The 7,113-nt window shown below is 45.4% G+C and carries 9 protein-coding genes and 1 pseudogene; 7 read left to right on the top strand and 3 right to left on the bottom strand.

All coding sequences use genetic code 11. The features are described from left to right. Together IQ229_RS06960 and IQ229_RS06965 are read left to right on the top strand one after the other, a co-directional pair. Nucleotides 1-257 (top strand): annotated as a pseudogene (locus IQ229_RS06960) (GNAT family N-acetyltransferase); the annotation flags it as partial. An 18-nt stretch (nucleotides 258-275) separates the two neighbouring features. Beyond that, nucleotides 276-812 carry a hypothetical protein gene (locus IQ229_RS06965; RefSeq protein WP_194042443.1) on the top strand — a complete coding sequence of 179 codons (537 nt, stop codon included), beginning with the start codon at nucleotides 276-278 and terminating at the stop codon, nucleotides 810-812. 37 nt (nucleotides 813-849) lie between these two features. On the opposite strand, the gene IQ229_RS06970 is transcribed toward IQ229_RS06965, so the two are convergent. After that, nucleotides 850-3,432, bottom strand: a complete 2,583-nt coding sequence (locus IQ229_RS06970) for a helicase-related protein (protein WP_194042451.1) — start codon at nucleotides 3,430-3,432, stop codon at nucleotides 850-852. A 270-nt stretch (nucleotides 3,433-3,702) separates the two neighbouring features. Here IQ229_RS06970 and IQ229_RS06975 point away from each other — a divergent pair, with 270 nt between their 5' ends. The 5 genes from IQ229_RS06975 (at nucleotide 3,703) to IQ229_RS06995 (ending at nucleotide 5,959) form a co-directional block, all read left to right on the top strand. After that, on the top strand, nucleotides 3,703-3,963 hold the full coding sequence (locus IQ229_RS06975; protein ID WP_194042444.1) for a hypothetical protein: 261 nt from the start codon (nucleotides 3,703-3,705) through the stop codon (nucleotides 3,961-3,963). 122 nt (nucleotides 3,964-4,085) lie between these two features. Next, nucleotides 4,086-4,604 carry a GNAT family N-acetyltransferase gene (locus IQ229_RS06980; RefSeq protein WP_322743950.1) on the top strand — a complete coding sequence of 173 codons (519 nt, stop codon included), beginning with the start codon at nucleotides 4,086-4,088 and terminating at the stop codon, nucleotides 4,602-4,604. Between the two features lie 98 nt (nucleotides 4,605-4,702). Then, complete coding sequence (locus IQ229_RS06985) at nucleotides 4,703-5,101, top strand: cupin domain-containing protein (protein ID WP_194042445.1); 399 nt, start codon at nucleotides 4,703-4,705, stop codon at nucleotides 5,099-5,101. A gap of 9 nt (nucleotides 5,102-5,110) precedes the next feature. Then, nucleotides 5,111-5,677: a GNAT family N-acetyltransferase gene (locus IQ229_RS06990; RefSeq protein ID WP_194042446.1), complete on the top strand. Its 567-nt coding sequence runs from the start codon at nucleotides 5,111-5,113 to the stop codon at nucleotides 5,675-5,677. A 42-nt stretch (nucleotides 5,678-5,719) separates the two neighbouring features. After that, the gene (locus tag IQ229_RS06995; protein ID WP_194042447.1) at nucleotides 5,720-5,959 is read left to right on the top strand and encodes a serine hydrolase domain-containing protein; all 240 of its coding nucleotides are present in this window, start codon (nucleotides 5,720-5,722) and stop codon (nucleotides 5,957-5,959) included. Here IQ229_RS06995 and IQ229_RS07000 read toward each other — a convergent pair. Continuing rightward, nucleotides 5,944-6,576 (bottom strand): glutathione S-transferase family protein, encoded by a 633-nt coding sequence (locus IQ229_RS07000; RefSeq protein WP_194042449.1) that lies wholly within the window; start codon nucleotides 6,574-6,576, stop codon nucleotides 5,944-5,946. The two genes, IQ229_RS06995 and IQ229_RS07000, sit on opposite strands and share 16 nt — an antisense overlap. A 75-nt stretch (nucleotides 6,577-6,651) precedes the next feature. Beyond that, nucleotides 6,652-7,002: a VOC family protein gene (locus tag IQ229_RS07005; RefSeq protein WP_228013255.1), complete on the bottom strand. Its 351-nt coding sequence runs from the start codon at nucleotides 7,000-7,002 to the stop codon at nucleotides 6,652-6,654. Nucleotides 7,003-7,113: the final 111 nt, after the last annotated feature.

Raw genomic sequence — 7,113 nt, forward strand, 5'->3', positions numbered from 1 at the left:
TTGATGGAATTGCTTCTGCGCCTTGGAACCGGGAATTTATTCAACGTCCGCCCAAATTAAAAGGCGTTGGTACTGCACTCTTAGCATTTGCCAGAAACCGCAGTATCGAACTAGGTTACGAGGGTAGAGTAGGGTTACATTCGCTACCAGGAGCAGAAGAATTTTATGATAATCAAGGGATGATTGATTTGGGAGAGGATGAAGATTACGAAGACTTGGTTTATTTTGAGTATGGAGTTCGCCGTTCTTCTGAATAAGGTAGCGAGGTGAAGTTAATGAATCAGGAAGAACCTAATTATATTCAAAGCACTTTTAATCAAGAAAATGCAGTAAATCCGATGGATTTATTGTTTGATGAAAAATGGTTGAGAAAAGCTGTTGAAGCAGAAGATAAAGTAGGTGGGAACATTGGTGCTGGCTTGGATTGGGGTTCTGGATTTGGCGACCTCATGCTTAACTTTGAACTTTTAGGACGTTTAACAACATTACGTATTTCTCTTAATAGAGAAGTGCGGTTGCTGCTGAATAACTGGAATTTAGGAACAGCTACAAAAATTGCGGTAAAAACTGCAAGAGAGAAATTACTTCAAAGATTAAGATTACCTACATTACAAGTCAGAGAACACATACTCGTTGTTTTGGGAACAGATGAACTTTATGGCGAAGAGTTTATCTCTAATCGAGAGATACTACGCGAATTGCTTGCGGTGTTGTTGAAACAAGAAGATTGGGAAACTATTGCAGCAGTTGCAGCAGATTCATTAAAAGAGCAAATTATGCATCAAGTTTCTGTTGAAAAAATTTCAGCATAAGTCATAGATTTAAGAATCAATTACTGCAAATTAACAACTAACCGCTAACTGGATACAAATAAACTATACCTACAGGTTCAACCCGTACCGCCTTCACTTCATAAATTGCTTCAATTCGGGCTGGTTCGCGCACCAACTCTTCAGCTAGCATATTTAGCCGCTTATCCCAATGGCGACGGTCTGCTTCTAACTGACGCAACTCTTCTTCAGCGAATAACGAAAGCTGTAGGGGTTGTTCGGTTTCTTGTTTAGTTTTGAAAATGCGATCGCGTTGTTCCTCCAAAATCTTCTTCATTTCCTCAGCTTCCTTTTGTCCCCGTGCTGTCAGCTTTTTCTTGGCGCGTTCAGCTAGCACCTCTGCACGTTTATGCAAATGTGGTGTCAACTCTCCCACATCCTCAGATGTAGCTTGACATAAGCGTTGTCTAACTGATGCAGGAACCTCTCGCAACCTGGGAGAAGCTAAAGAATTTTCCAGTAAAGCTAAAACATCATCTTTTTGTCCTTCTGGTAAAGCTTGTAACTTTTTACGCCCTCTAGTTACTGGGTCTGACCATTCCGCAGCCACAGCAATTACTTCATCATGTAATCTAGTAGCGCGATCGCCATATAAAGATAAGCGTCCTAAAATTAACACTTTAGGTAAAGGTTCATCCGTGAGACAGACGCAAGCACGAGTTAATTCATGGTGTGTAAAACCTTGCGATAAAAAGCGTCCCAATAACCGCTGCACTACCCGGTGTTCCAAATGCAAGTGAACTACATCACCATCCAACGTACCAGGATCGCGGAAAATTACCGGACGAATGGGAGCCTCCCGTCGCCATTCCCAAGGTTTTTGACCGTGTTTTCGCGGTATTCTTAAGGTATCAAGAGTATTAACCCAGGTGGGATCTGCTCCCAAGCGTTGGTCGAGAGATGGTACTATCCAACGCGTAGTAGTAGGGTCATTAGCCGCCTCATTAGCATCCACAGGTGCGAGCGAATTTACTCCCAAAATTTCCAAAGAAGCGGAAATAGCATCCCGAAAATGGCGGTCATCCAGTCCTAACCAGTCCTGCGAACTTTTGAGCATTTCTTGAAGTTGTGCCACTTGGTTAACCAATTGCTCTTTTTGAAGTCTAATTTCCTCCAATTCTTCATCAACTACTTGGGAGAAAGCGTTGGCTTGAGTCTCAGACTGGTCTACTTTTTTAATCACCTCAGCAATTGAATTTGCTTCTTCATGGCGAATACCCCCTTCCAGCAATCTTGATAAATTCTTCTCTACCACTGGGGAAAGGCTACCCAGTTCTTTTTGTATGGTTGCTGTCTTTTTAATTAAGATATCTAGTACCCGGTCTTCGGCTCGCTGTGGCAGTGCAAAATAGTAACAGCGAACAACAGGCGATCGTTGCAGTTTTCTGTCAATCCGCCCGTTGCGCTGTTCCATGCGGCTAGGGTTCCACGGTACGTCAAAGTGAAACAGGTCAGCGCAGTTATTTTGTAGGTTTACCCCCTCCCGCGCTGCATCGGTAGCAATGAGGATACGCAGAGGATGGCGAGATGGGTCGGTATTAAAAGCGAATTTGATTGCTTCTCGACGTTCTTCGCCCATACCACCGTGAAATACATCGATGCGTTGATGTTCACGGTCTGAGCCTGCAATCAACGCTTCTAATTGCTGTTGGAGGTAGCGTTTTGTATCTGTATATTCAGTAAATATAATTACTCGGCGGTCATTCCAAGTAGCCCCTGCCTTGCCCAAATTGGGACAGAGATTGCTGCGAATCCAATTTTCTAGTTCTTTGATGCGGGGGTCTGGTTGATAACGTGCCGCATTTGCAGTCTCCGACATTTCTTTTAGTAGTTCTAGTTCGCGGGCTGTAAGCGCAGAGGTCGTAGCTTGACTAGTCGCTGCCATCATCTGAGCATTTTCTTCCGCCTCTACTTCCATTTCATCAAGTTCAGCGCGGTCATCATCAACCCCTGGGGGTTCCCAAAGTAGGGGTAAATTACGTGACAATTTAGCTGTGTTAGGAGTAGAAGTAGCTTGCTTTTCAATTGCAGTACGATGCACCTTTAAAGTTCTGGCAAATGCTTCGATAGAGGAGAGTAGGCGTTTTTGCAAAGAGGTGACAACAAGCATCGCTGACTTCTGAGTAGATTTGGATGTATCTTTTAGGCGCATCAACATTTCGCGGAGGATCAGCCCAGCTTCAATGGTTTTGCCCAAACCAACATCATCGGCAATAAACAGAGCTACTCTAGGCATCAGTAGGGCTTTACGTAGTGGCTCTAGCTGATAAGCTTTCACCTCAATCCCGGCCCTGTAAGGTGCCTGAAATAATTTTGGGTCTATGGAAGTGACGCAGTTCCAACGCAGTGTGTGCAGGTAGGCAGAAAACAGCCGTGCATCGTCAAATCCTCGGCTGGCAACTAAATCCCAATTCGTTGCACCTATGTACTGAGCATCGACTTCTCTCTCCCACAAAACTTCCAGGGGGTCTCCTAGTGCATCGTCATCTAGACACGAAAGGCGAACTAAAGTGTCTTCCTCAGCAGACGGCCCAAGAACTACATCTTCTACAAGATACTGTCGGGAGCGTACTCGAACGATTTGTCCGGCTTCAAGGTTTATTGCTGGCATATTGTCCTGAATAAGTACAATGGCACTTTGAATTTTGTCATCCGAAAGGCATTGCTGCCATAGCATACACACCTAAAGTACCGGACTTTGTATCGAAAAAGATAAATTCCTCAGCAAGGGACTCGTATTTTCCATAGATTTGCTATATCTTGTATACTCCGTGCAATTATTAACACCCAATTTCTCCCAACTTTGCTGTTATCAAGATTTTCAGCCAATGCCTTTGGGGAGCAGTGAATGAAAACATTAACAAGATAGATTATGAAGATCATCAAAAAATCCGACAAGCTGACTCTGAAGAAAATGATGGAAATCCAACACGCTGAAGACCAAAATCTTCAAGCTGATACCGTCAATTCTTCAGCCCCTGTGGTTGATGAGCAACCAGCAGCAATTCCAGTGGCTAGAGTTCCTGACTATATTCCATTCTTTGACAATCCTCCAGTACAGTCTGTTGGCAACTCTGGCTGGCAGATTTCTGACATTTGGCGGGATATCCGGGTGGATGATTTTTGTGGGTGATACTCCTGGCAAATATAGGTAAAAAACAATACGTTGCTCTTGTGATGTACGTACTGTCACAAACAGGAGTTGCTCTTTGGTAAAGAAGCCTACCAAATAATCAACGGTAGCATTAAAGTTGAGTGTGTAGACGTTTAGGCGGCAAGGCGATAGACATTGCAATGGCTCAATGGGTAAACGAAAGAGAAAACATTACAATACATCCTTCCCGAAGCAAAGAGTTCCATTTCCTCTGGGCTTTTCCTCCACTCAACGAGCAGGAGTGCAAAAACTATATCAATCGTTGCCAAAATGAGGACTTTGAAGGCTTACTAATTTGTCACGCAGATAGCGCTGAAATTATTGGAGTCGCAAATTTCAGTCAAATCTTCTACCGAGCGTTTCAAAATGCTTATCTCGGTTATTACGTTGACGTAAATTTTTCAGGTCAGGGGTTGATGTCAGAGGGTGTGCGTTTAGCGATTGATTACGCTTTTTGTACACTCGGTTTGCATCGTATTCAGCCCCAAAACAGGGCATCCATTCATTTGGTAGAGCGACTCGGTTTCACGAAGGAGGGCTTCTCTCGACGATACCTCAAAATCAATGGAGAATGGCGTGACCATGAACGCTGGGCTTTAACGGTTGAAGATTGGGTATAGGTATGCCAGCAGCCCAACTTCGTAGCAGACGGACGAAAGGCGTTAGTTGGTTTCCGAGGTTAATCGTTATTCATTCTTACAGCAGGAGTCATCGAATCATGAGTGAAGTCACTCCCCAAAATATCAACTCAACTTTTGTTGTCCTGGATGATGCTAACAATGCAATTCCGATCGCTGTTAGCGATCGCTTCTACGAAAAGCTAGAACAGCAATTTGGAGACTTTAAGGGAAAACGGTTGATTTCCCACTACACATTCGAGCAAGACTGGGATAGTTGGGAAAGACACCCTGCTGGAGAGGAATTTGTCTGCCTTTTATCTGGACAGATTGATTTCGTGCTGGAGCAAGATAGAGGTGAAGCAATTGTATCTCTCAACACCCCTGGTCAGCACATTTTGGTGCCACGCGGAGTCTGGCATACAGCAAAGGTTCGTACTCCCAGTTCAGTGTTATTTATCACGCCTGGTGAAGGAACCCAGAGTCGATCGCTTTCCTAAAACATGGCTATGGACATTACCACCAAACGATTTCTTCTCCGTGACTTTGTTCAGGAGGATGAGCCTGCATTCCTTGCTTATCACGCTGATCCTCGTTATGCCGAGTTCTGTTCACCGGAAGAAGTGACACCGGACTTTACTTATCAACTGTTTCAACGGTTCATACAATGGGCAACCGAAGTTCCTCGATGCAATTACCAGTTGGCGATCGTCGATCGCCGCAATCTGGAGTTAATTGGCTGTGGTGGATTGCGGCAGGATGGCTATGCTGCCGGGCAGGCAGAACTTGGAATTGAGCTAGCACCCCAGCACTGGGGGCGTTATGCCTATGCAATCGAAGTTGGGAAAGCTCTGATTGATTTTGGGTTCCGCGATTTGGAACTAAAGCAAATTATTGGTCTTTCTGTGAGTGCTAACCTGAGAGTATCCCGGCTAGCAGAACGTTACGGATTCCAGGCGATCGGTACACAACCTGGTTCCGGCTGGATGCATATGCAAGGGTGGAGCCAGATTAAGTGGCAGCTTACCAGAGAATCATGGGAGCATTTATTTCCTTTGACCAGTTCGGTTAATTGAGCTTTTTGGAAGAAGGAGCAACGTAATTCAAGGAGTGTCGCGATGTCAATCCATTCCAAAGGCTATGGCAAAGCGGACGCTCAGCAACCTATCACCCCACAAACTCAATTTCCGCTCGCTTCACTGAGTAAATCTTTTACAGCGATCGCAGCGCTGCAATTGGTAGAAGCTGGAAAAATTAACCTGGATGTCCTGGATGTCTCTGTAAAACAATATCTACCAGACTTCACTCTGGCTGATACCCAAACGGCTGATCAGATCACGAATCATTGTGAGGTCTGATTGAGACTTGCAAGTGCAGCTGCGATTCGCCCAGATGCCTTTGGTCGTTTGTACATTCGTTCCATGTAGTCCACCAGCGTGGGGAAAGTGGCGAGTAGCTGAACTTCGTTCGCCCAATCCAGTGTGTAAGCAAGCACAAAATCAGCCACTGTGACGTGTTCACCCACTAAAAACTGCCGATCCAACAGATGGTTCTCTAAAACGACAGCCATACTGGTGAAGTCTTGCCGAGCCAGAGTTATTTCAGCAGGCAATCTCAACTCTTCTGGGTATATAAACGTGTGGCGAGCGATACGCCATAGCGGCTGTTCCAATTCGGTGGCAGTAAAGAGGAGCCAACGATAAAGCTGTGCTCGCAGAAGCAAGTCTGTAGGTACCAGGTTAGATTCTGGGTACTTCTCACCGAGGTACAAAGCAATGGCTACGGATTCAGTGATGATATCTTCGCCATCGATGAGTACAGGGAGCTTGCCAGTGGGATTGATGGTGAGAAAATCGGGTGTACGGTGTTCACCTGCCCGCATGTTGATGGAGATTGCTTCAAATTCCACCCCAAGTTCCTGGAGAACCCAACGAACCCGAATTGATCGTGTGGGAGCAAATTCATAGAGTTTCATGAATCAACCTCAGTGATGTGCATTTGTTCGCAGTTGATCATCCACGGTGTCCCAAACTGATCGGTCAACATGCCTTCACCGCGATGACCAGAACGTTTGCGCGATCGCCATCTTCACCTTGCCGTTTTCTGCAAGAGCGTGAAAAAGCCGTTCTGCCTCAGCGATTTCAGGAACGCTAATTTGTACGTAGAAACCTTGCGGGGTTTCAAAGTATCCTGGTGGGCAGTCAGATCCCATCAGGAGGCGATCATCTAGTTCAAGGCAAGCGTGCATGATTTTGTCCTGCCATTCCGGTGAGACATTTTCGGCAGAAGGTGCTTCTTTGTGTGTCATCATCATAGTCATCTTGCCACCCAGACATTGTTCATAGAACTTGAACGCTGCCTCACAGTTGCCGTTGAACATTAGGTAAGAATTGAGTTGCATTGATTTCTCCTTTTGTAATCGATTCTGCGTTTTGATGAGCGGATCGCTCGCATATAAACATCATTTGCGCGGTTGCTGATGACCAAGCCCCGTTGGGGCGGGGTGTGGGGT

Source organism: Nostoc cf. edaphicum LEGE 07299, from assembly GCF_015207245.1.
GTDB lineage: Bacteria > Cyanobacteriota > Cyanobacteriia > Cyanobacteriales > Nostocaceae > Nostoc > Nostoc edaphicum_B.

Coding starts and splice junctions, on each gene's coding strand:
- IQ229_RS06975 (WP_194042444.1), top strand. CDS start 3,703: ATGAAGATCATCAAAAAATCCGACAAGCTGACTCTGAAGAAAATGATG.
- IQ229_RS06995 (WP_194042447.1), top strand. CDS start 5,720: ATGTCAATCCATTCCAAAGGCTATGGCAAAGCGGACGCTCAGCAACCT.
- IQ229_RS07005 (WP_228013255.1), bottom strand. CDS start 7,002: ATGCAACTCAATTCTTACCTAATGTTCAACGGCAACTGTGAGGCAGCG.
- IQ229_RS06990 (WP_194042446.1), top strand. CDS start 5,111: ATGGACATTACCACCAAACGATTTCTTCTCCGTGACTTTGTTCAGGAG.
- IQ229_RS07000 (WP_194042449.1), bottom strand. CDS start 6,576: ATGAAACTCTATGAATTTGCTCCCACACGATCAATTCGGGTTCGTTGG.
- IQ229_RS06965 (WP_194042443.1), top strand. CDS start 276: ATGAATCAGGAAGAACCTAATTATATTCAAAGCACTTTTAATCAAGAA.
- IQ229_RS06985 (WP_194042445.1), top strand. CDS start 4,703: ATGAGTGAAGTCACTCCCCAAAATATCAACTCAACTTTTGTTGTCCTG.